The following is a 22,886-nucleotide window of genomic DNA, read 5'->3' as shown; positions in this document are numbered from 1 at the left end:
GGTTAGTTCACGCCGCGTTCGCGCCCCGCCCAGAAGGGGGCGCGGAGGTCGCGCTTGAGCACCTTTCCGGCCCCGGAAAGCGGCAGGCTTTCGGCGCGGAAGGTGACGCTGCGGGGGCGCTTGTAGTTGGCCAGGAGGTCTTCGCAGTGGGCCAGGAGGGCGGGCTCGGCGACCTCCAGGCCTGGGCGCAGGACGACGATGGCGTGGACCTCCTCGCCCCATTGGTCGTTGGGGATGCCGATGACGGCGACCTCGGCGACGGCGGGGTGGGTGGAGAGCGCGCTCTCGACCTCGGCGGTGAAGACGTTCTCGCCGCCGGTGACGATCATGTCCTTCAGGCGGTCGACGATGAACAGGAAGCCGTCCGCGTCGAGATAGCCGCCGTCGCCGGTGTGGACCCAGCCGTGCTTGATGGTGGCGGCGGTCTGGTCGGGCTGGTTCCAGTAGCCGTGCATCATGCCGGGGCCCCGCGCGATGACCTCGCCCACCTGGCCGGTGGGGAGGTCGTGGCCCGCCTCGTCGACGATCCGCACCTCGCAGCCCGGCGCCACGCGGCCGGCGGCGGCGAGCTTGCCCGAGCGGGGGCCCTCCAGGGTGTGGTAGCTGGGATGGAGCGAGGTGAGCACCGGCGCCATCTCGGTCTGGCCATAGACCTGCACGAAGCGGACATGGGGCAGTTTGGTGAGCGCGTCGGCCAGGACGCCGCGGGCGATGGATGAGCCGCCGTAGCCGATCACCCGCAGGGAGGCGAGCCGCTCGGTGGCGAAGGCCGGGTGGTTCAGCAGCATGGCGATCATGGTGGGGACGATGACGGTGTGGGTGACCCCCTGCGCCTCGATGGCGGCCATCACCGCCTCCGGCTCGAACCGCGGCACATAGGTGTGGGCCGCGCCGACCAGGGAGGCCGCGCCGCCCAGGCAGCTGTCGGCCATGTGGAACATGGGCGCCGCATGCAGGACGACGTCGTCGGGCTCCATCTCCAGCACCTTGGCGCAGAGCATGTTGTTGTACCAGAGCGCCCGGTGGGGGATCACCACGCCCTTGGGGAAGCCCGTGGTGCCGCCGGTGTAGTAGAGGCCGGCCAGGTCCTCGCCGCCGGCCTGGGCGTCGGGGGACGGCGCGGCGGCGGCCAGCAGGTCCTCATAGGCCAGCATGTCGCCCGGCGCCGGGCCGTCCTCGCAGAGGACCAGGGTCGTAAGCTCAGGGCAGGCTTGCGTGAGGCCCGCCGCCATGCCGGCGAAGGTGGCGTCGACAAACAGCACGCGCGCCCCGCTGTCCTTGAGGGAATAGGCGTGCTCCGCGGCGGTCCAGCGGATGTTCATGGGCACCACGGCGGCGCCCAGCCACCAGACCGCCGACAGGAACTCGGTATAGCGGTCGCTGTTCAGCGCCAGGATCGCCACCCGGTCGCCGGGGGTGACGCCGAGAGACTTCAGCGCGCCGGCCAGGCGCGCCACGCGCTCTCGCGTCTCGCTCCAGGTGCGGGCGCGGCCGGAAAAGCGGGTGGAGGGTCCGCCCGGACGGCCGCGGGCGGCGCTGTTGAGCATTTCGGCCAGGCCGTACATGTCGTGGTCTCCCCCCAGGTTTGGCAGGACGGTAGGTGAGGGTGATCGGCAGTCAAGGTTGTCGTAAAATACGGGGACGGGAGCTTCATTTCCGCAATTGTGGCGGCGAGTTCGCCTTGCTCCGGGGCCCCGCCGGCTGCGCCCTCGAAACAGGGATTGCGGTGACGATTGCGGTGACAGTGCACGAAATTCTTGCGCTAAGCCCCAGCCGTCTCCCCCGCCAACGCCCGCTCCACCGCCTCCGGGTCGGCCGCGATCACCGTCAGCAGCACCCGGTCCGACGCCCCCAGCTTCCGCCCCTGTTCCCAGCCTTCGACGGTGCGGGCGGGGATGTGGAAGCGGCGTTCGAACTCCTTGGTGGTCTTGGCGACGGACTTGCGGATTTCCTTCACGCGGGCGGCGGGCATGACCTCGACGTGGCGGGACTCCAGGGCCAGGTCGCCGCGGCGGTGGGCGATGGCTTCGCGCAGGCCGGCCTCGATATCGAGGCCCAGTTCGGTGCGGTCCTTGGTCATCGGGTCAATTCCTCGATCAGGGTCTTGAACAGCTTGATCTCGTCTGGGGTGAGGTCGGACTTGTCTACCTTGGCGTAGGCGGTGATCAGGTAGACGACCTCGTCGTCGGTGATGGCGTAGTAGATCGTCCGGCCGCCGCCGCTCTTGCCCGATCCGCCGAAGCCGAACCGGATCTTGCGCATTCCGCCGGAGCCCCTGATGACCGCGCCCGCTTCAGGGCTGGCGGCGATCGCGTTCTCCATGGCGATGACGTCCGCCTCCGTGGCGCCGAGCTTGCCGAGGCGCTTGAGGTTGCGGGCATAGGTCGCCGTTCGGACGATCTCCATGGCGTGGAGACTACGCTATCTGCGTAGTTTGCGTCAAAGAAGAATACGCAGACCGCGTATCTCTGGCGACTCCGAATTGCGAATAGGGGGACAGGAGCTTCACTCCCTTGGCGAAACAGGGGACGCGCGCACGGTTCCCCGGTAGGTAGGTAAAATTACGGTGACGCGATATCCATTGCCTAAATGGGACTAGCATGGAGATGCTACCGAATTACCGGGGACCTTGCGTGAGTTTCCGGGGTCGGGGCAGATGGGGCTGGTGACCCATAGGAGAGTCTTATGATCTGTCGTGTGGCCCTTGTCCTGGCCCTGCTGCTGGCCGCGCCGGCACAGGCCGCGACGGTTCTGACCGGCGACCGGATCGATGGTGTGCCGGTGGTGGAGACCCTGGATGTGACCGACCTGCCGGCGGGGCAGGTGTCGCGGTTCTATTTCCGGGTGGTGGATCAGGCCGCGGGTCAGGGTTGGTATGTGCCGGTGCTGGTGGCCAAGGGGGCCCGGCCCGGCAAGCGGCTGTTGCTGACCGCCGCCATTCATGGGGATGAGCTGAACGGGGTGGGGATCATCCACCGGCTGTTTGCCGGCCTTGACGCCAAGACCATGGCAGGCGCGGTGGTGGCGATCCCGGGGGTGAACACGCCGGGCATTCTGGCCGGGACCCGGACCTACAATCCCAGCCTCAATGCCGGGGAGAGCAACCTCAACCGCCAGATGCCTGGGAAGCTTACGGGCGACGATGTCGGCGAGTATGTGGCCGCGCGGATCTGGAACCAGCTGATGATCGCCAATGCCGACCAGGCCATCGACCTGCACACCCAGTCCTGGGGCACGGTCTATCCGATGTTTGTCTTTGCCCAGACCGCCCAGGCCCGTCGCATGGCCGACCTGCTGGCCCCCGATGTGATCCGGATGGACGCCGGAGTCCGGGGCACGGTGGAGAACATGCTCAATGACGCCGGGATTCCGGCCGTGACCCTGGAACTTGGCGGACCCCAGCAGTTTGACCCGGTGATGATCGCAAGAGGTGTGGCCGGGGTGCGCAATGTGATGGCCGACATGGGCATCCTGTCCGGTCCGCCCACCCGCGCCGCCGCCGCACCGTTCGTGGGCAATCACAGCGTCGATGTGGCGGCGCCCCGGGGCGGCTATGCCCAGGTGCTGGTGAAGCTGGGGGACAAGGTGCTGGCCGGCCAGCCGGTGGCCCTGATCACCGACCCCTTCGGCGCCACGACCGCCACGGTCACCGCCCCCAATGCCGGCCAGGTGGTCTCGCTGGCTACGGCTCCGACGCGGGAGGTGGGGTCGCTGCTGGTGCGGATCCTGTCCTGGGACCCGGCGGAAGTCTGCAAGGCCGATGGGTGTGGGGTGGTGGTGCGGTAGCGGGCTATCCCTCGACCTTGGCGCCCGCGCTTCTGGCGCTGCTGCCGCCGCCGCGACCCTGGACCGCGAAAAGCGCTGTCGCGGCGCCCTCGAAACAGGGGACGGGCGCACGGTTCCCCGGTAGGCAGGGTTTCCCTTCCCCGCGAGGCGTGATGCACCCAGATTTCGCCCATCCGGCGCTGCCGCCGCGCGCCGCGACCAACCAGGCGAGGTAGCATCCCTTGACCACCCTGCGCGTCATCCTGGGCGACCAGCTCTCCACCCGCCTCGGCGTCGTCGCCGGCGCCGACAAGGCCCGCGACGTCTTCCTGATGGCCGAGGTCATGGCCGAGGCGAGCTACGTCAACCATCACGTCAAGAAGATCGCCTTCCTGTTTTCGGCCATGCGGCACTACGCGCAGGCGCTGCGGGCGGCGGGGTATCAGGTGCGCTATGTGGCGCTGGAGGATGAGGGCAACAGCCAGAGCCTGGACGGCGAGATCCTGCGGGCGGTGGAGGCGCTCGCGCCCGAGCGCGTGGTGATCACCGAGCCGGGCGAGTGGCGGCTGCGGGAGGGCTTCGAGGCGCTGCGGCTGGCGCTGCCGGTGGAGCTCGACATCCTGCCCGACACGCGGTTCCTGTGTTCGCATGCCGAGTTCAACGCCTGGGTCGGCGACCGGCGTGAGCTGCGGATGGAGCACTTCTATCGGGAGATGCGACGGCGGCACGACGTGCTGATGGAGGCCGACGGCAAGCCGGCCGGGGGGCGCTGGAACTTCGATGCCGACAACCGCAAGCCGCCCAAGGCGGGGCTGACCTCGCCGCCGCGCCTGAGCTTCAAGAAGGACGCCATCACCTTGGAGGTGCTGCACCTGGTGCGGCGGCGGTTCCCCGACGGCTATGGGCGGCTGGAGCCCTTCCATTTCGCGGTGACGCGGCGCCAGGCCTTGGCGGAGCTGGACCACTTCATCGCCCATATCCTGCCGGGGTTCGGCGACTATCAGGACGCCATGGTGGCAGGCGAGCCCTGGCTGCGCCACTCGCTGCTGGCGGCCTATATCAATGCGGGCCTGCTCTATCCGCTGGAGGTCTGCCGCAGGGCCGAGGCGGCCTGGCGCGACGGCGCCGCGCCGCTGAACGCCGCCGAGGGGTTCATCCGCCAGATCCTCGGCTGGCGGGAGTTCGTGCGCGGGGTCTACTGGCGCTTCATGCCGGGCTATCTGGAGCAGAACGCCCTGGAGGCCCACGAGCCTCTGCCCGGGTTCTACTGGAGCGGCGAGACGCAGATGGCCTGCGTGCGCGAAGCCCTGGCCCATACCTATGATCACGCCTATTCGCACCACATCCAGCGGCTGATGATCACCGGCAACTTCGCCCTGCTGGCGGGCCTTGCGCCCAAGGCGGTGCACGAGTGGTACCTGGCCGTCTATGCCGACGCCTATGAGTGGGTCGAGGCGCCCAATACCCTGGGTATGGCGCTGCACGCCGACGGCGGGGTGCTGGCCTCCAAGCCCTATGCGGCCAGCGGCGCCTATATCCGCAAGATGAGCAACTACTGCCAGGGCTGCGCCTATGATCCCACCGTGGCGGTGGGGGAGCGCGCGTGCCCGTTCAACGCGCTCTACTGGGACTTTATGGCCCGCCACCGCGACCGGTTCAGCCGCAACGCCCGCATGCCGTTTGTCTACGCGACGTGGGACCGGATGGGGGCAGAGCGGCAGGCGGGGTTGCGAGACCAGGCGCAGCAGCACCTGACCGCCATGCGCGAGGGACGGCTGTGAAGGGCGTGGCCAAGGCCGACCTGCCCACCAAGGTCTGCGCGGTCTGTGGGCGTCCGTTCGCCTGGCGCAAGAAGTGGGCGAAGGTCTGGGACGAGGTTCGGTACTGCTCGGAGGCGTGCCGCCGGCGGCGAGGTGACTGACAGCGGGCGGTCGCGCTGGACATCGCGGCCAAACTCTGGCGCCTAACGCACCGTCAGCCCGGCGCGAGTCCGGGCACGCAACCGTCGGGGATTGAGACACGTGAACAGGATTGAGGCGCTGGCGCAGTTGACCGGCGAGGGCTTGCCCTATGAGCTGACGGAGATCGAGGCCCTGGGGCGCCGCGTGCGGGCGTTCAAGAATGCGCCGGTCAACCTGCGGGCCCTGTTCGAGGCCGGGCGCAGCGAGCTGCCCTTCATCGTCTATGAGGATGAGCGGCTGACCTTTGAGGCGGCCTGGGTGGCGTCGCAGCGGTTGGCGGCGGCGATGGTGGCCGACTATGGGGTGGAGAAGGGCGACCGGGTCGCCATCTCCATGCGCAACTATCCGGAATGGATCCTGGGCTTCATGGCGGCGACCTCCATCGGGGCGATCGCGGTGGCGATGAATGCGCTCTGGCAGCCGCACGAGATGGAATACGGGCTGAAGGATTCGGGCGCCAAGCTGCTGCTGGCCGACCAGGAGCGGCTGGACCGCTTGGCCGCCTGCGAGGACGCGCCCGCCGGGCTGGCGGTGATCGCGGTGCGGGCCACCAAGGCGCTGGCGGCCGGCGTCCGCAGCTTCGACGAGGTGATGGCCGGCGCCGGCGACGCGCCGCCGCCGGAGCGCCAGGTCGGGCCCGACGACGACGCCATCATGCTCTATACCTCCGGCTCGACGGGGCATCCGAAGGGGGCGGTCTCGACGCACCGCAATATCCTCTCGGCCCTGCTGTCGTGGGAGCTGGACGCCCAGGCGGGCATGCTGGCGGGGTTCGCGCCCGTGGTGGGCGGACCGCAGCCAGCGGCGCTGCTGTCGATCCCGCTGTTCCACGTCTCGGGGCTGCACGTCAGCCTGCTGCAGAGCTTCCGGGCGCAACGGCGGCTGGTCTGCATGTACAAGTGGGACCCGGCCCAGGCCGTGGAGATCATCGAGCGCGAGAAGATCACCGGCTTCAACGGGCCGCCGGCGGTGACCGGCGACCTGGTTGAGATCGCCCGGCGTGAGGGCCGCGACCTGAGCTCGCTGATCGCCGTCGGCGGCGGCGGGGCGTCGCGCGCCCCGGAACAGGTGAGGGCCATCGACAAGGCCTTCCCCAATGCGGCGCCCAACACCGGCTGGGGCATGACCGAGACCAACGCCATCGGCACCTCCATCGCCGGCGCCGACTACCTGGCCCATCCGGCCAGCTCGGGGCGGGTGTCAGGCGTGCTGGACATCCGCATCGTTGATGAGGCCGGCGTGGCCCAGCCGGCGAATACGCGGGGCGAGCTGCAGATCCGCGGCGCCTCGATCATGCGCGGCTACTGGAACCGGCCCGACGCCAACGCCGACACCTTTGTGGACGGCTGGATGCGCACCGGGGACGTGGCCTATGTGGACGACGAGGGCTTTGTCTACATCGTCGACCGCATCAAGGACCTGGTGATCCGCGGCGGGGAGAACATCGGCTGCGGGTCGGTGGAGGCCGCGCTCCTGGAGCACCCGGAGGTGATCGAGGCGAGCGTCTACGGCGTGCCTGACGAGCGGCTGGGCGAGGAGGTGGGGGCGACGATCTATGCGCGGTCCGCCATCGACGAGGCCGAGCTGCGCGCCTTCCTGGCGCCGCGTTTGGCGAGGTTCGAAATCCCCCGCCATTTCCACTTCGCCAGCGAACCCTTGCCGCGCATCGCCTCGGGGAAGATTTTGAAGCGGCAACTCCGGGACGAGGCGGCCGTGCGCTGGGGATAGGTCTCGTCGCGGGAGGAGCCGCCGATGGACCCGCCCGGGCCGGACGACTGGCTCTAGGGCCGGCCGGGCCTAGGCCGTGTCCCCATGCCGCGCGTGGCGGAAGGGGCTGGCGGCGAGGAAGAGCATCACGGCCACAAAGCCCGCGATGGCGATCCAGAGGGTGGGGCGGTAGCCCAGGGTGTCGGCCAGCCAGCCCCCGGCCGGAGCGCCGACAACGATCATGCCGCGGTTGAGGGAGCGCATGGTGGTGTTCATCCGACCCTGCAAGGCATCGGGGGTGACGGCCTGGCGGTAGCCCATCTCGTTGGCGTTCGAGGCGCCCATGGCCAGGCCATAGAGGCCCTGACCGACGGCCAGCGCCACGAGAGTCCAGGGGCTGCCGGCGCCGGGGGCCAGGGCGATCACGGCCCAGGCCAGGGGCATCAGGGCGCGGCAGGCGATGACCGCGCCGCCGGCGCCCCAGGCCCGACCGATCCGGGCCGCGGCCAGGCTACCCAGCAGGCCGGCCCCACCGGCGGCGGCGAGCGCGATCCCGAGCTGGAAGGCGGTGAGCTCCAGCTCCAGCAGGACAAAGGGTGTGAAGACGGTCGTAAGCATGGAATTGAACAGGAACCAGCCGTGGGTGCCCCACGCGAAGGGCGCCAGCCTGGGGTGGCGATAGACGTAGGCCAAGCCCTCGCCGATCTCCCTGCGCAGGTTGAGGGGGACTGGGCTCTTGGCGCGGACCGGCTCCTCCACCGGAATGCGCCAAACCACCAGGGCCGAGATCAGGTAGGAGGCGGCGTCCACGAGGACGGCCAGCGGCGCGCCCAGTGCGGTGACCAGGGCGCCGGCCACCACCGGACCGGAGGTCTGGGCGGTCGCGGCCCCCTGATCCAGCCGCGCGTTGGCCGCCAGCAGGTCAGGGGCGGAGACCAGGCGCGGCACGAAGGACTGCGAGGCCGCGTCGTTCAGCAGGGTCAGCACTCCGAACAGGGCGACGAAGACCATCAGGATCGGAAGGCTGAGCCAGCCCAGCAGCCAGAGGCCGGGGATGACGCCCAGCAGCAGGGCGCGGCCGAGGTCGGTGGCCACCAGGATCGGCTTGCGCCGCCAGCGGTCCACGAGGGCGCCCAGGATCAGGCCAAGGACCAGATAGGGCAGCCATCTCGAGGCGTTCAGCAGGCCGACCTGTGTGGCGCTTCCGTGCAGGGTGAGCACCACCAGCACCTGGAGGGCCAGGGTGGTGACGTAGCTTCCGAATTCCGAGACGGTCTCGGCGGTCCAGAAGGCGAGGAAACCGGGGAGGCGGAAGACGTCGCGGGGCTTCGATCCGTTCATGTCGCCGCCGCTCCCCTAGACGCGCGGGTCAGCTTAGGGCGAGCGCGCGCGGCCCGCCACGGCCTTGGCGAGCGCGAGGGGCAGGTAGAGGTCGAGCTGCTCAAGCACGGCGCGGTAGGCGGCCATCGGCTTGCCCCAGGCGTCGGGGATCGGGGTGTCGGCGCCGGTGGCGTAGGCGGCCAGGGTGAAGGTCTTGGCCTTCGCGTCCGGGGCCAGGGCCACGACCTTTTCGGCGTGGGGGGCCGTCATGGTGAGGATCAGGTCGGCGTGGGCGATGTCGGCGGGCTGCAGGGCGCGGGCGCGGTGGGCTGAGACATCGAAGCCGCGGGCGGCCATCAGGGCCTGGGCGTTGGGCTCGGGCGTCTCGTCGAAGGGATCGACGTCGAGGCCTCGGGAGATCACGGCGATGGGCAGGACGCGGCGGGCCGCCAGCGCCCGGGCCAGGGTCTGCGCCATCAGGCTGCGGCCGGTGTTGCCGGTGTCGACAAAGGCGATCTTGACGGGCTCGGCGGCGTGGGCCCGACCCGCGAGCAGGCACAGCACCGGCAGGACGAAGAGGTGGCGGCGGTCTAGCATGTGGCGATCCCGGCGAAGGCGCCCAGCATGGACTAGAGACGCGGAAGCCACATCCCCATCACCACCAGAAGGACGCCTGCGGCGGTCGCAAGACTGAGAACGAGCAGAAGCGCGGCCATGGCGCCCTTGGCGCGCGCGCCGCCCTGCGCCCCGGCCGCCAGGTAGAGCTCCAGGATCGCCAGGGGCAGGAGCACGTGGGCGAAGGCCAGGAAGATGTCGAAGGGACCGTCGAAGGCGGCGGTGTGCCCCACCGGCCCCTGGTGGACCGCGAACCACAGCATCATGCCCAGGCGGTAGAACCAGACGGCGTTGATCACCACGAAGAGCCGCAGGGCCCAGCGGCGGTGACGGATGAAGGCGCGGGCCCGCGCCGTGCGCCAGGCCAGGGCGGCGAAGGTCAGGACCAGGGCGGCGTTCAGCGCATTTCCCAGGGTCATATAGATCCCCGCCACGGCGCCGCGGGTGAGGGCGATGAAGACGCCGCTCGCCGCCGCCACCACCGCGGCCACGACGAACAGGCGTCCATTCCACCGGTGCAGCCAAGGCGCGCGGGCGCGGATCTGGGGAACCAGTTGGAGCGCCCCGCCGAGGGTCACGATGAAGGCCAGGGTGAGGTGGGCGCCCAGCGCCAGGTTTCCCCGCAGGTCCCCGGCGACATAGCCGTGGCCCTCCGGCAGCACGCGGTTCCACCGGCTGAGGTCGCCCCCCAGCAGACCCACCCCATAGAGCGCGGCGATATAGAAGCCGAAGGCCCACAGACCGGCGACCGCGACCCCGTACCAGAGCACGGCCGAGGCCCGCAGCAGCCATTCGGGTTTCGGCGCGGTGGACATGGCTCTACTCTCCCGTTCGCGCCGAATTCCGTGGTGCAATTTAGGATGGCGCGCCGCAGCGTCGATGACCGCAGGATCCAGACTTGTGACCGCAGGGATCAACCGCTTCGACGGGCCGACTGTCTCGGCGGGCTACGCAAAGGCGCTGCTGGACTTCGCGGTGGCCCAGGGAGCCGGACGGTCGGTGCTGCTGGCGAGCTCAGGGATCGCGGCCGACGCGCTGAGCGACCGGGACAACCGCGTGCCATTCGCGAGTTACGTGGCGCTGATGCGGTCGGCCAAGGTGCTCTGTGACGCCCCCGACCTGGGCCTGCGGTTCGGCGCTGGCACGAACTTCGAGGAGGTGTCGCTGGTGGGGCTGATCTGCCGCGCCGCCGGCACCATGGGTGAGGCGCTGCAGCAGTTGAACCGCTACCGGGGGCTGATCGCCGAGGTGGACCTGGGGGGCGGGGAGAGGTTTGAACTGGTCTCGCGGGATGGAGGCCTGTGGCTGGAGGATCGGCGGCCCGACCCCAACGCCTTCCCCGAGCTCACCGAGGAGACCTTCGCCCGCTTCGTGTGCGAGGTGGCGCGCAGCTACGGCGATGTCCCCTTCGTGACCGCGGTGGAGGTCACCCACGCCAGGCCCGACCATGCCGCCGCCTACGAGGCGGTGCTCAAGGCGCCGGTGGTGTATGGCGCAGCGCGCAACGCCCTGCGGATCGAGCCCTCCTGGCTGTCGCTCCAGACCCGCGGCGCCAACAGCTATGTGTTTGGTATCTTCAACGACCGGGCCGACGCCCTGCTGGCGAGACTGGAGGCCGCGCGTACGGTGCGCGGCGAGGTGGAGCGCCTGCTGATGCCGCGCCTCCACCTGGGGGCCGCAGGCATGGCGGTCACGGCGGGGCTGATGAACCTCAGCCGTCCGACGCTTTATCGCCGGCTGAAAGCCGAGGGGGTGAGCTTTGACCAGGTGCTGGACGAACTGCGCCGGGAGCTGGCCAAGACCTACCTCGCGCGGTTGTCGGTGAACGAGACGGCCTACCTGCTGGGCTTCTCCGACCGCAGCGCCTTCTCACGGGCCTTCAAGCGGTGGACCGGCCAGGGGCCGCGCGGCTGGAAGGGCACCTAGAGCCGGTCACTGGCTAAGCCTTCCGAAGCACGCCGCTGGCCAGCAAGGGCAGCAGCAGGCCGGCCATCAGCAGGGTGTTGGAGACCGCGTTGAGGCCAAAGCCGGTGGCGATGGAGAGGCCTGAGTCGATCACGAACCAGGCCGCCATGCTGGCCAGCACGCCGCGCCAGGTCGGGCCGGCCTGCGCGCCCAGGCGGTGGGCGGCGTCGAAGGTCACCATCAGGGTGATCGCCCACCCCAGGGTGACCGCGCCCATCAGGGCCACGGCGAACCGCATCTGGGCGTTCAGGACCAGGTCTTCCGGACCGTTCACTAGGCCGAAGATCAGCCGCGTGGGGCCGTCGGTGGCCTCCAGGCCCGCGCCGGCCAGGACCAGGCCGAACACCGCCACCAGCCAGGCCCAGACCGTCAGCCAGTTGCGCCAAAACCTATTCATGGATCGTCCTCCCGTTTCCTCTGGGCAGACTAGGGGCGAGGCGGAAGCGGCGCCATGACCTGGCAGGTCATGGCGGCTCGCGCGTTTCCCCTTGGAGCGCCGCGCGTTTTCCCCGATGCAGGGCGATCAAACTTCGAGGGACTGACAGATGGCTTCCGGCCTGGCCGCACTGCTGGACGACGTGGCGGCGATCGCCAAGATCGCGGCGGCCTCGGTGGACGATGTGGCGGGCGCGGCGGGCAAGGCCGGGTCCAAGGCCGTGGGCGTGGTGGTGGACGACGCCGCGGTGACCCCGGGCTACGCCATGGGCTTCACCCCGGACCGGGAACTGCCCATCGTCTGGAAGATCGCGCTGGGCTCGCTGCGCAACAAGTTCGTCTTTCTGCTGCCCGGCGCCCTGGCGCTCAGCGCCTTCGCGCCCTGGCTGGTGACGCCGCTGCTGATGGTGGGGGGCTCCTACCTGACCTTCGAGGCCAGTGAGAAGATTCTGGAGGTCTTCCTGCCGCATGAGGCGGGGGACACCGACGACGCCCTGGCGCTGAGCTCCACGGAGCTAGAGGCGCAGAAGGTGGCCGGGGCGATCCGCACCGATCTGATCCTGTCGGCGGAGATCATGTTCATCGCCCTGGCCGACGTCGCCGCGCGTCCGCTGGCGATCCAGGCCGCCGCCCTGGCGGTGGTGGGGCTGGCGCTCACCATCGGGGTCTATGGGGTCGTGGGCCTGCTGGTGAAGATGGACGACATCGGCCTGCACATGGCGGGCGGGCGAACCCGCCTGGGCCGGCTGTTGGGGCGGGGGCTGGTGCGGGCCATGCCGGCGGCGCTGAGCGGGCTGGCCTCCATCGGCACGGCGGCCATGCTGTGGGTCGGGGGCGGCATCCTGGTCCACGGGCTGGAGCACTATGGACTGAGCCCGATCCCGTCCTGGGTCGACGGTCTGTCTCGCTGGGCGGGCCAGGTCCCCGGGGTCGGCGCCTTCACCGGCTGGCTAGCCTTCGCGGCTGGCTCAGCGGTGGTGGGCCTGGCGGTGGGCGCGGTGATCGTCGGCGGGCTGCACCTGGTCCAGAAGCTGCGGGGCGGCCAGGCCCACTGAGCCTATTGCGGTCCGCCCGCCGAAGTCGGGGCGGGGTGGACCAGCACGCTCTTGATATTGACGAACTCGCGGATGCCGAAGTCGGCGCATTCGCGGCCGAAGCCGGAGTGCTTGACGCCGCCGAACGGCAGGCGGCTGTCGGAGCGGACGTTCTGGTTCACGAAGCTCATGCCGGCCTCGAGCTCTTCGGTGGCGATCCGCTCGCCGCGCGCCAGGTCGCCGGTGAGGACGCCCGAGCCCAGGCCGAAGGGGGAGTCGTTGGCGATGCGGATGGCGTCGGCCTCGTCGCGGGCCTCGATCACCGCGGCGACCGGGCCGAACACCTCCTCGTCGTGGGCCGGCATGCCGGGGACGACCCCGGCAAGGACGGTGGCCGGATACCAGGCGCCCGGCCGGTCAGGGACCTGGCCGCCCAGCAGCAGGCGGGCGCCCCTGGCGATGCTTTCGGTGACCTGGCGGTGGATCTCGTCGCGGGCCTCGACGCTCTGCAACGGGCCGAGCTTGGTGTCCTGGTGGCGCGGGTCGCCCATCGCGAAGGCTGCCATGGCGTCCACCAGGGCCGCCTCGAAGGCCGCGCGGATCTCGGCGACCACGATGAACCGCTTGCCGGCGATGCAGCTCTGGCCGCCATTGACCATGCGGGCGGCCGCGGCGATCTGCGCCGCGCCGCGCACATCGACGTCCTCCAGCACCAGGTAGGCGTCGCTGCCCCCCAGTTCCAGGACGCTCTTCTTCAGGACCCCCGCGGCCTGGGAGGCCACCTGGCGGCCGGCCGGCACGCTGCCGGTGAGGCTGACGGCGGCGATGGCGGGGTCCTCGATGATCGCCTGCACGGACTTGCTGGGGATCAGCAGGGTGCGGAACGCGTCGGCGGGAAAGCCGGCCTCACGGAACACCGCCTCCAGCGCCAGGGCGCAGCCGGGCACGTTGCTGGCATGCTTGAGCACGGCGGTATTGCCCGCCATCAGGGTCGGGGCGGCGAAGCGGATCACCTGCCAGAACGGGAAGTTCCACGGCATGACCGCCAGGATGGTTCCCATGGGCCGGAAGGCGACCTTGGCCTTGGGGCCGCCCATGTCCACCGCCTGCTCGGCGAGGTAGGTCTCGGCATGTTCGGCGAAGTGGTCGCAGTGGGCGGCGCACTTCTCGATCTCGGCCAGGCCCTCAGTGAGGGTCTTGCCCATCTCGTCGGTCATCAGGGCGGCGAATTCCGAAGCGCGGCGGCGCAGGACCTGCGCGGCCCGGCGCATCGGCGCGGCGCGCTCGGGCAAGCTGGTGCGTTTCCAGGTTTCGAAACAGGTCCGCGCGGCCCGGGTGATGTCCAGGGCCTCCTGATCTGTGTGGCCGTCATAGACGGGGCCGGCCTGGCCGGTGGCGGGGTCGTGGGCCTGGAAGGTGGCGGCCATGGCTAGGCTCCTGCTGCGGTGGGTCCGGTGAGAACCAACGGCGCCGAGCAGGGTTGCCCGCCCGGCGCGATAAGGTCCCGACAAGTCCCCGCCCATGGCAAGCCCTAGGTGGCGGGAGCGTGGTCGGGCTGCAGGGCGCGGAGCTCGATGGGCAGGCCTTGGCGAAGCGCCTGGCCCAGGCCAGGGCGGCGACCTCGTCCGCCCTCGGTCCTCATCTTAGCGCCTCACGCGCAACGTCACGCCGACCAACCGAGGATCCCCTGTCTGACCCAGGATCAAACCGGAATTGCCCGTCTGGACCGTCAGCGCGGTCACGTAATTCTCGTCGAAAAGGTTGCGGACGAAGGCGTCAACTTCCCAGCTGGAATTGAAGCGGTAGCCCACGCTGGCGTTGACGACGCCATAGCCGCCGATCTGCGTGTACTGCGAATTGGTGGTGTCGGCGTTGTAACTTGACCGGTAGCTCCAATCGCCGTGCAGGAGGATGTCGCCCGTCCCCACTGGTGTGCTGACGTCGAAGCCAACGGTCGCCGCCCACTTGGACAGCCCCGCGAGCGGCAGCCCCGTGATCACATAGGCACCCGGGATCGTCGGATTGCCGCGGGGGTTGGACGTCTGATTGGCAAGACTGGCGGGCGGGTTCAGGGGCTGGCACCCTCCGGTGGCGTTGGGATTCTGCCACTCGAGCGGACAGGGTCCGGCGGGATAGTCCGTGTACGCCCCGTCGCTGTAGGCCGCCGACGCCCTGAGGGTGAAACCGGGGAACAGCCGGGCCGCGAGGTCGGCCTCCACGCCCTTGACCTGCACTTGGGGGATGTTGGCCGGAAAGGTCCGTAGGGGCGCGGAATTGTTGCCCGTGACGGGCGTGGCGATGTTCGCCTGGAAATCTTTGACGATGGTCTTGTAGGCGGCGAGGTTCAGCGTGGCGCGACCGCCGAACAGGGTGGACTTCAGGCCGACCTCGAACGTGCTGTTTTGCTCGTCTTCGATGACGGCGGTGTCGAGCGCCGGCTGGTTGGCTCCCGGTCCCGTGCCGCCGGTCAGCTGCAGGCCCGACATGTTGAGGCCGCCGCCCTTGTAGCCGCGGGCATACGAGACATAGGTCATCGCGTTGTCGGCGAACTGCCACGCCAGGTTACCGCGGCCCGACAGGCTGCCGCCGCTGTCCTGCACGGAATAGCATTGCGGTCGGAACAGGGAGAGCTTGGCGTTGTCCTTCCCGTTGAGCGTTGCGCCATTCAGTGCGGTGCAGGTCGCAGGGTCAGGCAGGGTTGAAAAGGGTACGCCGCCGCTGACGGTGGTCGCGTAGTCGCCCTTCTTGTCCTCATAGGTATAGCGCAGACCCAGCGTCGCGGTGAGCCGTGGTGCGATCTCGTCGTTGACCTCGCCGAACGCCGCGTAGCTGTCCATCTTGAAGTCGGAGTTTCCGTACTGACCGTAGCCATCGGTCAGGTTGTCCGGCCGGTCGGCGGCGGCGAAGATCGTGGTGCTGATGAGCCAGTAGGCTGACGCAGGCCCGTAGACGCTGGTGGGAGCCCCATTGATCGTCTGGCTGAAGACGTAGAGCCCGCCGACGTAGTTCAGCTTGCCGCCGCCGTTGGATGCGATGCGCAGCTCCTGGCTGAACTGATCCTGGCGCGACGGGATGCGCTGCACTAGCTGGATCGGCACGCCGATGTAGTCGCGGTCGTTGGCGACATCCCACTTCCAGTACCGCCACGCGCTGATCGAGGTCAGGGTCGCCGACCCAAGGTTCCAATCGGCGTTCAGGGAAATCCCACCGTCCTGCGTGTCGACGTGCAGCGGGGCGTCGATGTCGCTCAGGCGGTTGAAGACATTGGTGCTGGCCGGGACGTAGGCGGGGAGTCCGTGGGCCGGCAGGCCGGCAGACAGTCCCACGAATTGCCGGGCCGGGCTTCGCAGGCTGGTCCCGACGCGCAGATAGGTCTGGGTGCAGCAGTCCGCGTCGAAGTCGGAGACGTCGGCGATCAGACGGAACTGCAGGTCATCGTTGGGCTGGAACAGAAGCTGGGCGCGCAGCGCGATGTTGTTCTGGTCATTGAGCTTTTGTCCGGTGACCACATTGGTCACGAAGCCGTCGCGCTGCGTGATCTGGGCCGAGAGGCGACCCGCGACCTCATCCATGAGCGGGCCAGAGACGCTCGTCTTGGCCTGGATGAAATTGTCGTCGCCGTAGGAGACCTCGGCGCTGGCCTCTGGCTCGAACGTTGGCGCGCGGCTGATGATGTTGATGGCGCCGCCCGTCGTGTTCTTGCCGAACAGCGTCCCCTGCGGGCCACGCAGGACCTCGATGCGCGCGATGTCGGTGAAGTCGAAAGCGGCCGTGGCCGGGCGGCCGTGGTAGACGCCGTCAACGTAGAACCCCACACCGGCTTCGATGCCGTCGTTGGCGGCGCTGACGGAAAGCGTGTTCGAGCCCAGGCCTCGGATCGTGTAGGCGGTGTTTCGAGGGTTCGCAGAGTTATAGTAGAGGCTTGGCGCCAGCTGCGCGAGCGCCTGAGTGTTGACCGTGCCGGCGCGATCGAGCTCCACACCGGTGACCACTGAGACGGCGGCCGGGACCTTCTGCAACGGCTCAGCCCGCTGGCGGGCGGTGACGACCACCTCGCCTAGGGAAAGCGAGTCCGCCGGAGCCCCGGGCGCGACGGTCTGGGCGGAGGCGGCGCCGGCAATCAGCGCCAAGGCGGCCACTCCGGCCAACAAGTCGTATCGCATGAGACCCCCCCTTCAGACGCCGTCGTGACCCCGCGACATCCGCCATGGCGCGCGCTATATACACACGAATATGGCCCTAAAAGAGAAAGTTCGCCGAACCAGACATCGGCTTGATGATCGGTGATTGGGGCGCCGCCTTTGCCCGCGAACGGACTACGGCGACCGTGCACGTCATGCGGGCGGGACCACCAGATGGCATGTCAGTTAAGTGGACTGTCACCGTGTTTTTCTAGAACCCCCTCTCCCACAAGTGGGACAGGGGCGCTGACCTAGGATCCCCCAGAAGGGGAGCATCCTGTGCCGCAGCTCTTCTACGCCGGTTGTTCGGCGGGCTGGTTGAAGGCCCAGTGGACGCCGAAGGGGTCGACGAGGGCGCCGTAGTAGTCGCCCCAGAACATCAGCTGGGGTTCGGAGGTGGGCTTGCCGCCGGCGTCCACCGCGCGCTTCCACCAGACGTCGAGGTCGGGGACGACGAGCTGCATGGTGAAGCTGTGCGAGGGCTGGTGGGCGTAGCCGCTCTCGGGGAAGGCGTCGCTGAGCATCAGGGAGCCGCCGTTGATCTCCAGGTGGATGTGCATGAAGCGCTTGCCGTCCTCGGCCGGCATGACGCGAAGTTCCTTGGCCCCGAAGGCCTTCTGGTAGAATTCCGACGCGGCGCCGGCGCCTTGGACGCTGAGATAGGGGATGACGCCCTTGAACACGGGGTCGATGGCTTCACTCATATCGGCTCTCCAGGTTCGCGCCGGAGTGGCGCTCTGATCCGAGGACGAATGACGCGGGGTCGGGCCGACAGTGCGGAACGGTTTTTCCTGCCCGTTCGTCATCCTCGGGCTTGTCCCGCGGATCTCCGACCCTCGGGGTGAGAACGGCGCCGTCCGCGTCTTGCTGGCTGACACGGAGTCTATGGGTCCTCGGGACAAGCCCGAGGATGACCGTGGAGGGGTATGGGTCAGGCCTGCTTTGCGGCTTCACCCTGCAGGCGGTCGAGGTGCAGCCGGATGTGGGCCGCTTCGGCCGGGGTGTTGGCGAGGGCGATGGCCTGGTTGAAGCTCTCGCGGGCCTCGTCGGCGCGGCCGAGCTGGAGCAGCAGGGCGCCGCGCGCGCCGAAGAAGTAGAAGTAGCCGCCGAGCCGGTTGGCCAGGGGCTCGATCATGTCCAGGGCCGCCTGGGGCCCGCGCGCCTTCGAGACCGCCACGGCGCGGTTGAGGGTGATGACCGGGGAGGGGGTCATGATCTCGAGCGTCGCATAAAGGTGGTCGATCTGGGCCCAGTCGGTGTCCTCGAACCGGGCGGCGCGGGCATGCAGGGCGGCGATGGCGGCCTGGACCTGGTAGGGGCCGGGACGGCGGTGGCGCATGGCCTTGTCCATCAGGGCCAGGCCTTCGCCGATGTCGCGCGTGCTCCAGAGGGTGCGGTCCTGGTCCTCCAGGAGAATGACCTCGCCGGCCGTGTCGAACCGCGCGGCGGCGCGGGCGTGCTGCAGCAGGAGCAGGGCGGTGAGGCCCATGATCTCCGGCTCGGCCTGGAACAGGCGCAGCAGCAGGCGGGCCAGCCGGATGGCCTCCTCGCAGAGCGGGCTGCGGGCGGGGATCTCCGCGCCGCCGGCCGAGTAGCCCTCGTTGAACAGCAGGTAGACCATGGCCGCCACGGCGGCGACGCGCTGCGAGCGTTCCACCGGGCCCGGCGTCTCGAAGGGCACGTCGGCGCGGGCGATCTTCGCCTTGGCCCGCGTGATCCGCTGTTCCATGGCGCTCTCGCCCACCAGGAAGGCGCGGGCGATCTGCTTGACGCTGAGGCCCGAGACGATGCGCAACGCCACCGCGATCTGCTGGGTGGGCTGCAGGTCCGGGTGGCAGCAGATGAACAGCAGCCGCAGGATGTCGTCGCGGTAGTGGGCGCCGTCCAGCCGGTCGGCGAGCGGGGTCTCCACGTCGTCGAGGTCGGAGATCAGGTCCTCGGGCGGCAGGGCGGTCTGCTTGGCCTGGCGGCGGACCTGGTCGATGGCGGCGTTGCGGCCGACCATGATCAGCCAGGACGCCGCGTCGCGGGGCGGGCCCTTCTCAGGCCAGGACTTGAGCGCCCGCAGGCAGGCGTTCTGGAAGGCCTCCTCGGCGGTGTCGAGATCGCGGAAGTAGCGCAGCAGGGCGCCGACGGCCTGGGGGCGGGCGGCGGTGATCGCCTGCTCGATCCAGGCCAGGTCGCTCATGCCACGTCGCCGCCGGGCAGGAAGAGGCGGATCGGGCGAATCTCATAGCCGCCGCCCGAGGCGGGGTTGGCCTTGGTGAGGTCCTTGGCGGTGGCGATGGCCTCCTCGAGGTCCTTGCACTCCACGACGTAGAAGCCGAGCAGCTGCTCCTTGGTCTCCACGAAGGGGCCGTCGGTGATCAGGCCGCCGTCACGGTGCAGGCTGGTGGCCGCGGTGGTGGGCAGCAGGCGCAGCGACGGGCCGAGGCGGCCCTGGGACAGCAGCTTCTGGTGGACGACGTCGAGGTCGGCCATGACCTTGTCGTCCTCCTCCTGGCTCCAGGAATAGACGACCTCTTCGGAGTTGTAGCAGAGGATGGCGTAGAGCATTTCGGCGTCCCTGATCTGAGCTAGGACGAACGAGTATGCCCGGACCCGACAGGGGGCCGAAGAAAAAGAAAGCCTGTTGTCCAGCTTGTCAGCCGCCACCCCGCGCGCCCATCCTGAGGGCCGGGGAATGAGCCAAAGCGGAGACATCCGATGGACGCCAAGACCGAAACCCTGATCCCGGCCGCCAGGCTGGCCGCCGAAAATCCCGTCCGCTATCCGAACGAGAGCGCGCAGTACCGGGCCGCGCGGACCGCCCTGCTGGAACACGAGATCGACCTGCGCCGCCAGCTGGAGCGGGTGGCCGCCGAGCGCCGCGCCCTGCCGCCGGGCGGTCCGGTGACGGGCGACTACCGCTTCAGCGGCGAGGATGGGGCCGAGACCGACTTCGAAGGCCTGTTCAAGGACAAGGCGACGCTGGGCGTCTACAGCTACATGTTCGGGCCGCAGCGGGAGCAGCCGTGCCCGATGTGCACCAACCTGCTGGGCGCCTGGGAGGGCAACGCCGCCGACCTCGATCAGCGCATGTCGCTGGTGGTGGTGGCCCGCTCGCCGATCGAGAGGCTGAAGGCCTGGAAGGCGGAGCGCGGGTGGAAGAACCTGCGGCTCTATACCGACCTCAACGACGCCTATTCGAAGGATTATTTCGGCCTGCTGCCGGACGGGTCTGAGATCCCGGCCTTCAACGTCTTCACGCGCAAGGACGGCACGGTCCGGCACTTCTGGTCGGGCGAGATGAGTGGATCGACCGCCGATCCCGGCCAGGACCCGCGCGGCGCGCCGGACCTGGGGCCCATGTGGGGGGTGCTGGACACGACCCCGGAAGGTCGTGGCGGCGACTGGTATCCGAAGCTGGACTACTGAGGCGAGGCCAGGGCCGCGAAGGCTGCGTAGAACACCTCGTCGGGGACCAGGTCGGGGGTCATCAGCCGCTGAAAGACCAGGCCCTCGGTCAGGGCGTGGATCACCACCACCAGGATCTCAGGCGGCATGGGGCTGTCGCCGTCCTGCAGCACGCTGGCCAGCCAGGCCGCGCCGGCGGCGTAGCTCTGCGCGGTGATCTTAAGCACCTCGGCGCGGGACTCCGCGTGGTTGAGGCTATGGGCCATGCCGCTGAGGCGGGCCGGCGCGGCGAGGCGGCGGTCGGGCAGGGCGGCCAGGGTCGCCTGGGCGAAGGCGTGCATCTTCTGGGCGAAGGTCGAGCCCGGCGGGATTTCCGGCAGGATGGCCGGCCAGTCGGTCCGGGCGATGGCCATGAACAGGTCCTGGCGGTTCTTGAAGTTGCCGTAGATCGCCCCGCTGGTCATGCCGGCGCGCCGCGCCACCTCCTCCATCGTGACGGCGTCGAAGCCCTTCTCGCGGGCGAGTTCGCGGGCGGCCTGCATCAGGGCGGCGCGGGTGCGGGCGCGCTTGTCGCCCTTGCGGCGGATCTCCTCGGTCATGGCGGGGACTCTAGGGTGTTGCCAATTAATAGGAAGTCTATTTTATAGGATTCCTATTTTATGGAGTCGGGGCGTATGGACGCGATCGAGACGGCGCTGAAGGGCGTGGTGGACGCCGGCGAGCTGGCGGGCGTCGTGACCCTGGTCTGGCGGGGCGGGGAGGCGAGGGTCTGCGCCGTGGGCTGGCGGGATATCGAGGCCGGCCTGCCAATGCAGCGGGACTCCATCTTCCGCATCGCCTCGATGTCCAAGCCCATCGTCTCGGCCGCGGCCATGACCATGTTGCAGGAGGGGCGGTTCGCGCTTGAGGACCCGATCTCTCGCGTGGCGCCGGAGTTCCTGAGGATGCGGGTGCTGCGGGACCCCGACGGGGCGCTGGAGGACACCGTCCCCGCCGACCGGCAGATCACCTTCGATGATTTGCTGACCCAGAGGGCGGGGCTTACCCAGGCCGGCTTCTATTCCGGCCCCATCGATGCGGCGCACCGCGAGGCCCTGGGCCCTGACCTGGACAGTCCGCTGTCGCCGGACGCGTGGATCGCGGGCCTGGCCGGCCTGCCGCTGATCGGCCAGCCGGGGGCGGTCTTCACCTATGGCCGGGCCACCGACCTGCTGGGCCTGCTGCTGGCCCGGATGGAGGGCGCGCCCCTGGAGGAGGTGCTGCGCCACCGGGTGTTCGAGCCCCTGGGCATGACCGACACCGGCTTTTCCGTGCCGTCGGAGAAGCGCCATCGCCGGGCGGGGTTCTACGGTTTCGACATGACCGGACAGCTGAAGAAGCTGCCCACCGTGCCCGGCGGCGCGGCCCTGGCTGAGCGGCCCGACGACATGGAATTCGCCTCGGGTGGGGCCGGGCTGTGGTCCACCGTGGACGACTACCTGGCCTTCGCGCGGATGTTCGTGGACTCGTCCGTGAAACTGCTGTCGCCGGAGACCCTGGCCCTGATGACCACCAACCGGCTGACCGACCCCCAGCGGCTGGGGGCCAAGATGTTCGGCATGCCGACCTTCGGAACCGGCTCCGGCTTCGGCCTTGGGGTCGCCACGGCCCTCGATCCGGCCACCGCCTCGGTGATGCGCGGCAAGGGTGGCGTCGGCACGGTCGGCTGGCCCGGCGCCTATGGCGGCTGGTGGCAGGCCGATCCGACGAACGGCTCGGTGGCCATCCTGCTGATGCACAACATGCTGGAACTGGAACAACTCACCGCCGGCTACGGCCTGGGCGGCTACGGCGCGATCCTGGAATTCCACGCGCTGGCGACGGGGTAGCTCGCCTGCGAACCTCCGGCGTTACGGATTGTCGTCTGCGCCTTTACCTTCAGCAAAGGCGCAAGCCGCGCCGGGCAGTGCGTATATCTCGGGCTTGAAGGAGCCTTTCGGTCCGCCGCGTGGCACTTTGGAGCTTGACCTTCTGATGGTCGCGCCGAGCCGTTTCCACCATTTGTCCGTGGATGGCTCGACCACTTTCCCCAGTTTCGCGTATCGGTGGCCGATCCATTCGAAAGACGAGAGGCCTATGGTCTGCTCGTTTGCATGAGAGCGATTTTTCAGATTGAGCCAAAAGATGCCCGGATGGCCTGCTCCAAAGTAGGGCGTATTGGGATCAGCGCCCGCGCGCCTCTCGGCCCATCCCTGCCAAGGGTCTTCTACTTCGCTATCGGGACTGTCATGCGCAGCGGCAAGTAGCGGCAATGGACCGCTGGCCACATGCCAGAAGGCGTGACGCTCTCCAGACAGGGCCGATATCGTTTCGACCGCTTTCCACCGACCGACTCCGTCTGCAACGATAAAAGCCACCTCCGGGTCGTCATTCAGCATTTCCAGCAAGACATTGTGGTCGTCGCCGAAAAGATAGAGTGGCAACCACGGCATGCAGCGAGCTCCTGTTATCAGTGCCATCGAGGGATT

At 69.1% G+C, this 22,886-nt stretch carries 22 protein-coding genes; 8 read left to right on the top strand and 14 right to left on the bottom strand.

Features of this window, described 5'->3' with window-relative positions:
- Window positions 1-2 precede the first annotated feature (2 nt).
- From JKL49_RS13345 to JKL49_RS13335, 3 genes are all read right to left on the bottom strand, one after another.
- Window positions 3-1,565, bottom strand: a complete 1,563-nt coding sequence (locus JKL49_RS13345; protein WP_215341113.1) for a long-chain-fatty-acid--CoA ligase — start codon at window positions 1,563-1,565, stop codon at window positions 3-5.
- A 197-nt stretch (window positions 1,566-1,762) separates the two neighbouring features.
- A complete protein-coding gene (locus JKL49_RS13340) occupies window positions 1,763-2,080 on the bottom strand; it encodes a helix-turn-helix domain-containing protein (RefSeq protein WP_215341112.1) in 318 nt (105 codons plus the stop codon).
- Window positions 2,077-2,406, bottom strand: a complete 330-nt coding sequence (locus JKL49_RS13335) for a type II toxin-antitoxin system RelE/ParE family toxin (protein ID WP_215341111.1) — start codon at window positions 2,404-2,406, stop codon at window positions 2,077-2,079. Before JKL49_RS13335 ends, JKL49_RS13340 begins: the two co-directional genes overlap by 4 nt.
- Window positions 2,407-2,685: 279 nt before the next feature.
- Between JKL49_RS13335 and JKL49_RS13330 the strand changes: the two genes are divergently transcribed.
- The 4 genes from JKL49_RS13330 to JKL49_RS13315 all read left to right on the top strand — a co-directional run bounded on the left by JKL49_RS13330 (window position 2,686) and on the right by JKL49_RS13315 (window position 7,454).
- On the top strand, window positions 2,686-3,786 hold the full coding sequence (locus JKL49_RS13330) for a succinylglutamate desuccinylase/aspartoacylase family protein (protein WP_215341110.1): 1,101 nt from the start codon (window positions 2,686-2,688) through the stop codon (window positions 3,784-3,786).
- Window positions 3,787-4,007: 221 nt separating this feature from the next.
- Entirely contained in the window at window positions 4,008-5,546 is a 1,539-nt protein-coding gene (locus tag JKL49_RS13325; protein ID WP_215341109.1) for a cryptochrome/photolyase family protein, read from the top strand.
- On the top strand, window positions 5,543-5,686 hold the full coding sequence (locus JKL49_RS13320) for a DUF2256 domain-containing protein (protein ID WP_215341108.1): 144 nt from the start codon (window positions 5,543-5,545) through the stop codon (window positions 5,684-5,686). The genes JKL49_RS13325 and JKL49_RS13320 overlap by 4 nt, the downstream gene beginning before the upstream one ends.
- A gap of 100 nt (window positions 5,687-5,786) precedes the next feature.
- Complete coding sequence (locus JKL49_RS13315; protein WP_215341107.1) at window positions 5,787-7,454, top strand: class I adenylate-forming enzyme family protein; 1,668 nt, start codon at window positions 5,787-5,789, stop codon at window positions 7,452-7,454.
- A 69-nt stretch (window positions 7,455-7,523) separates the two neighbouring features.
- Here JKL49_RS13315 and JKL49_RS13310 read toward each other — a convergent pair whose 3' ends face one another.
- From JKL49_RS13310 to JKL49_RS13300, 3 genes are read right to left on the bottom strand one after another with little or no spacing between them, the layout of a single operon-like run.
- Window positions 7,524-8,774 (bottom strand): MFS transporter, encoded by a 1,251-nt coding sequence (locus JKL49_RS13310; RefSeq protein ID WP_215341106.1) that lies wholly within the window; start codon window positions 8,772-8,774, stop codon window positions 7,524-7,526.
- A gap of 33 nt (window positions 8,775-8,807) precedes the next feature.
- Window positions 8,808-9,350: an arsenate reductase/protein-tyrosine-phosphatase family protein gene (locus JKL49_RS13305; RefSeq protein WP_215341105.1), complete on the bottom strand. Its 543-nt coding sequence runs from the start codon at window positions 9,348-9,350 to the stop codon at window positions 8,808-8,810.
- A 32-nt stretch (window positions 9,351-9,382) separates the two neighbouring features.
- Complete coding sequence (locus JKL49_RS13300) at window positions 9,383-10,183, bottom strand: DUF2306 domain-containing protein (RefSeq protein ID WP_215341104.1); 801 nt, start codon at window positions 10,181-10,183, stop codon at window positions 9,383-9,385.
- 85 nt (window positions 10,184-10,268) lie between these two features.
- Between JKL49_RS13300 and JKL49_RS13295 the strand changes: the two genes are divergently transcribed.
- Window positions 10,269-11,294 (top strand): AraC family transcriptional regulator, encoded by a 1,026-nt coding sequence (locus tag JKL49_RS13295; RefSeq protein ID WP_347340382.1) that lies wholly within the window; start codon window positions 10,269-10,271, stop codon window positions 11,292-11,294.
- Between the two features lie 13 nt (window positions 11,295-11,307).
- Here the strand turns inward: JKL49_RS13295 and JKL49_RS13290 are convergent, their stop codons facing one another.
- Complete coding sequence (locus JKL49_RS13290) at window positions 11,308-11,730, bottom strand: hypothetical protein (protein ID WP_215341102.1); 423 nt, start codon at window positions 11,728-11,730, stop codon at window positions 11,308-11,310.
- A 148-nt stretch (window positions 11,731-11,878) separates the two neighbouring features.
- On the opposite strand from JKL49_RS13290, the gene JKL49_RS13285 reads away from it, so the two are divergent.
- Window positions 11,879-12,823 (top strand): DUF808 domain-containing protein, encoded by a 945-nt coding sequence (locus JKL49_RS13285; protein ID WP_215341101.1) that lies wholly within the window; start codon window positions 11,879-11,881, stop codon window positions 12,821-12,823.
- Between the two features lie 2 nt (window positions 12,824-12,825).
- Here the strand turns inward: JKL49_RS13285 and JKL49_RS13280 are convergent, their stop codons facing one another.
- From JKL49_RS13280 to JKL49_RS13260, 5 genes are all read right to left on the bottom strand, one after another.
- The gene (locus JKL49_RS13280; RefSeq protein WP_249778083.1) at window positions 12,826-14,229 is read right to left on the bottom strand and encodes an NAD-dependent succinate-semialdehyde dehydrogenase; all 1,404 of its coding nucleotides are present in this window, start codon (window positions 14,227-14,229) and stop codon (window positions 12,826-12,828) included.
- 216 nt (window positions 14,230-14,445) lie between these two features.
- Window positions 14,446-16,965, bottom strand: coding sequence for a TonB-dependent receptor (locus tag JKL49_RS13275; protein WP_215341099.1), 2,520 nt, complete (start codon window positions 16,963-16,965; stop codon window positions 14,446-14,448).
- A 311-nt stretch (window positions 16,966-17,276) separates the two neighbouring features.
- Window positions 17,277-17,687, bottom strand: a complete 411-nt coding sequence (locus tag JKL49_RS13270; RefSeq protein WP_215341098.1) for a VOC family protein — start codon at window positions 17,685-17,687, stop codon at window positions 17,277-17,279.
- A 227-nt stretch (window positions 17,688-17,914) separates the two neighbouring features.
- Entirely contained in the window at window positions 17,915-19,171 is a 1,257-nt protein-coding gene (locus tag JKL49_RS13265) for an RNA polymerase sigma factor (RefSeq protein ID WP_215341097.1), read from the bottom strand.
- Window positions 19,168-19,539 carry a YciI family protein gene (locus tag JKL49_RS13260; RefSeq protein ID WP_215341096.1) on the bottom strand — a complete coding sequence of 124 codons (372 nt, stop codon included), beginning with the start codon at window positions 19,537-19,539 and terminating at the stop codon, window positions 19,168-19,170. Before JKL49_RS13260 ends, JKL49_RS13265 begins: the two co-directional genes overlap by 4 nt.
- Window positions 19,540-19,689: 150 nt before the next feature.
- On the opposite strand from JKL49_RS13260, the gene JKL49_RS13255 reads away from it, so the two are divergent.
- On the top strand, window positions 19,690-20,400 hold the full coding sequence (locus tag JKL49_RS13255) for a DUF899 family protein (protein ID WP_215341095.1): 711 nt from the start codon (window positions 19,690-19,692) through the stop codon (window positions 20,398-20,400).
- Here JKL49_RS13255 and JKL49_RS13250 read toward each other — a convergent pair.
- Window positions 20,394-20,978, bottom strand: a complete 585-nt coding sequence (locus JKL49_RS13250) for a TetR/AcrR family transcriptional regulator (RefSeq protein WP_215341094.1) — start codon at window positions 20,976-20,978, stop codon at window positions 20,394-20,396. The genes JKL49_RS13255 and JKL49_RS13250 overlap by 7 nt on opposite strands.
- Window positions 20,979-21,053: 75 nt before the next feature.
- Between JKL49_RS13250 and JKL49_RS13245 the strand changes: the two genes are divergently transcribed.
- Complete coding sequence (locus JKL49_RS13245; RefSeq protein ID WP_215341093.1) at window positions 21,054-22,247, top strand: serine hydrolase domain-containing protein; 1,194 nt, start codon at window positions 21,054-21,056, stop codon at window positions 22,245-22,247.
- A gap of 21 nt (window positions 22,248-22,268) precedes the next feature.
- On the opposite strand, the gene JKL49_RS13240 is transcribed toward JKL49_RS13245, so the two are convergent.
- Window positions 22,269-22,850: a hypothetical protein gene (locus tag JKL49_RS13240; protein ID WP_215341092.1), complete on the bottom strand. Its 582-nt coding sequence runs from the start codon at window positions 22,848-22,850 to the stop codon at window positions 22,269-22,271.
- Window positions 22,851-22,886: the final 36 nt, after the last annotated feature.

The organism is Phenylobacterium glaciei, assembly GCF_016772415.1.
GTDB classification, from domain to species: Bacteria; Pseudomonadota; Alphaproteobacteria; order Caulobacterales; family Caulobacteraceae; genus Phenylobacterium; species Phenylobacterium glaciei.
The sequence above is the reverse complement of the archived record's forward strand: the minus strand, read 5'-3'. Positions and strand labels throughout refer to the sequence as shown.

Coding starts and splice junctions, on each gene's coding strand:
- JKL49_RS13270 (WP_215341098.1), bottom strand. CDS start 17,687: ATGAGTGAAGCCATCGACCCCGTGTTCAAGGGCGTCATCCCCTATCTC.
- JKL49_RS13245 (WP_215341093.1), top strand. CDS start 21,054: ATGGACGCGATCGAGACGGCGCTGAAGGGCGTGGTGGACGCCGGCGAG.
- JKL49_RS13330 (WP_215341110.1), top strand. CDS start 2,686: ATGATCTGTCGTGTGGCCCTTGTCCTGGCCCTGCTGCTGGCCGCGCCG.
- JKL49_RS13335 (WP_215341111.1), bottom strand. CDS start 2,406: ATGGAGATCGTCCGAACGGCGACCTATGCCCGCAACCTCAAGCGCCTC.
- JKL49_RS13240 (WP_215341092.1), bottom strand. CDS start 22,850: ATGCCGTGGTTGCCACTCTATCTTTTCGGCGACGACCACAATGTCTTG.
- JKL49_RS13340 (WP_215341112.1), bottom strand. CDS start 2,080: ATGACCAAGGACCGCACCGAACTGGGCCTCGATATCGAGGCCGGCCTG.
- JKL49_RS13260 (WP_215341096.1), bottom strand. CDS start 19,539: ATGCTCTACGCCATCCTCTGCTACAACTCCGAAGAGGTCGTCTATTCC.
- JKL49_RS13310 (WP_215341106.1), bottom strand. CDS start 8,774: ATGAACGGATCGAAGCCCCGCGACGTCTTCCGCCTCCCCGGTTTCCTC.
- JKL49_RS13345 (WP_215341113.1), bottom strand. CDS start 1,565: ATGTACGGCCTGGCCGAAATGCTCAACAGCGCCGCCCGCGGCCGTCCG.
- JKL49_RS13290 (WP_215341102.1), bottom strand. CDS start 11,730: ATGAATAGGTTTTGGCGCAACTGGCTGACGGTCTGGGCCTGGCTGGTG.
- JKL49_RS13280 (WP_249778083.1), bottom strand. CDS start 14,229: ATGGCCGCCACCTTCCAGGCCCACGACCCCGCCACCGGCCAGGCCGGC.
- JKL49_RS13250 (WP_215341094.1), bottom strand. CDS start 20,978: ATGACCGAGGAGATCCGCCGCAAGGGCGACAAGCGCGCCCGCACCCGC.
- JKL49_RS13305 (WP_215341105.1), bottom strand. CDS start 9,350: ATGCTAGACCGCCGCCACCTCTTCGTCCTGCCGGTGCTGTGCCTGCTC.
- JKL49_RS13255 (WP_215341095.1), top strand. CDS start 19,690: ATGGACGCCAAGACCGAAACCCTGATCCCGGCCGCCAGGCTGGCCGCC.
- JKL49_RS13300 (WP_215341104.1), bottom strand. CDS start 10,183: ATGTCCACCGCGCCGAAACCCGAATGGCTGCTGCGGGCCTCGGCCGTG.
- JKL49_RS13285 (WP_215341101.1), top strand. CDS start 11,879: ATGGCTTCCGGCCTGGCCGCACTGCTGGACGACGTGGCGGCGATCGCC.
- JKL49_RS13275 (WP_215341099.1), bottom strand. CDS start 16,965: ATGCGATACGACTTGTTGGCCGGAGTGGCCGCCTTGGCGCTGATTGCC.
- JKL49_RS13265 (WP_215341097.1), bottom strand. CDS start 19,171: ATGAGCGACCTGGCCTGGATCGAGCAGGCGATCACCGCCGCCCGCCCC.